This window comes from Mesorhizobium sp. M4A.F.Ca.ET.050.02.1.1 (assembly GCF_003997725.1).
In the GTDB taxonomy this organism is placed as follows: domain Bacteria; phylum Pseudomonadota; class Alphaproteobacteria; order Rhizobiales; family Rhizobiaceae; genus Mesorhizobium.
The window spans coordinates 1-1,381 of record NZ_RZSG01001147.1 but is presented as its reverse complement, the minus strand read 5'-3'; the positions used below and the strand labels follow the sequence as shown (position 1 = coordinate 1,381).

The following is a 1,381-nucleotide window of genomic DNA, read 5'->3' as shown; positions in this document are numbered from 1 at the left end:
ACTTTGGCCTGCGGGTGCTCCTTGAGCAATTTGTCCGCCAGCGTGATGATCTGGCCGATCACCGCCTCCGATCCTGCGCCGGCGAGCGTCGGCGCCGAGACGCGGGCGACGACGTCGCCGCCGCGCTCGATCAGCGCGCCGCGCAGCTCCGTGCCGCCGAGATCGAAAGCGAGCGCGACCGTGTTCATCACGCGGCGGCCTTCAGGCCGTGCAGCCAGGCCATGCGCTGCGCGAGGTCGGGGTCGCCGAAGGCAAGCGAGCCAAGCACCACCGTATCGGCGCCGGCGGCGCGCAAGCTGGGCACCGTCTCGTGGCGGATGCCGCCGTCGGCGGCAAGGATGATATCGGCCTCGCGGCCGGCCTTCCTGATCAGCGCGCGCGCCTCGATCAGGCGCGGACAGGCCTGCTCCGACAGGCTCTGGCCCTTGACGCCGATCGACGTGCCGAGAAGTGTCACGAACGCCACCTCCGCCAGGAACGGGACGATTGCCGCGACAGGCGTTTCCAGCCGCAGCACGACGCCGGCCTCGGCACCGAGTTCACGCGCCAGCCGCACGGCGCGCAGGCCCGCCTCGCCATTCTCGGTGTGGATGGTGACGAGGTCGGCGCCGGCCTCGATGAACTGGCGCGTCTGCGCTTCGACGATCTCGGCCTCGACCATCAGATGCACATGGATCGGCTTCGCCGTCAGCCTGGCGATGCGGGCCACGAGGTCGGGGAAGAACAGGAAGCCCGGGGTGAAGCGGGCATCGGCGACGTCGATGTGATGCAGGTCGGCATAGGCTTCGATGCGCTTCAGGTCGCGTTCCATATTGGCGAGGTCGGCCGACCACAGCGAGAATTCGCCGAGCAGCCTGTTGCGTGGCAGGGCGGCGATTGCGGCGGGGCCGGACAGGGATTTGCTGGTCATGACGGAATGAGGCTCCGGACTTTCGAGTGGGACTGGAGGAACGTGGTGATCTCAGTGTGCAACTCACTGAAATGCTGCTTGCTGTCGCGCGCCTTGGGCGTGACCTCGGCGAAGACGGCGTTGGGCATCGTGGCGGCGAGCGCGTAGGCGCTCGACATCGGATGCACGGCATCCATGGCGTTGCCGACGACCAGTGCCGGAACGGCGAGCGCGGCCGCCTCGCGCTGGGAAACACCCGGTCCGTCTGCGGCAATATTGGCCAGCACCTGTGCGAAGGCCTTGGCGTCGGGCCGGTCGAAATAGCCGAGCAGCGAGGACAGATTGTCGGGCGCCTCGTGATAGAGGCGCGTGGCCGTCGCCGATTGCGCGAAGATCGTCCTCGCCTTGTCGGGCCCATGCTCGAGGATCAGTTCGGCGACCTCGGCTATGGGCTGCATGTTCGGCGGTGCCGCCGCGAAGATCCAGGCCGGC

At 68.3% G+C, this 1,381-nt stretch carries 1 protein-coding gene and 2 pseudogenes; all 3 read right to left on the bottom strand.

Features of this window, described 5'->3' with window-relative positions:
* Positions 1 to 188 (bottom strand): annotated as a pseudogene (locus EOA33_RS35825) (ROK family protein); the annotation flags it as partial.
* Positions 188 to 910 carry a ribulose-phosphate 3-epimerase gene (locus EOA33_RS35820; RefSeq protein ID WP_127407731.1) on the bottom strand — a complete coding sequence of 241 codons (723 nt, stop codon included), beginning with the start codon at positions 908 to 910 and terminating at the stop codon, positions 188 to 190. The pseudogene EOA33_RS35825 and the gene EOA33_RS35820, both read right to left, overlap by 1 nt.
* Positions 907 to 1,381 (bottom strand): annotated as a pseudogene (locus EOA33_RS35815) (alpha/beta hydrolase); the annotation flags it as partial. The gene EOA33_RS35820 and the pseudogene EOA33_RS35815, both read right to left, overlap by 4 nt.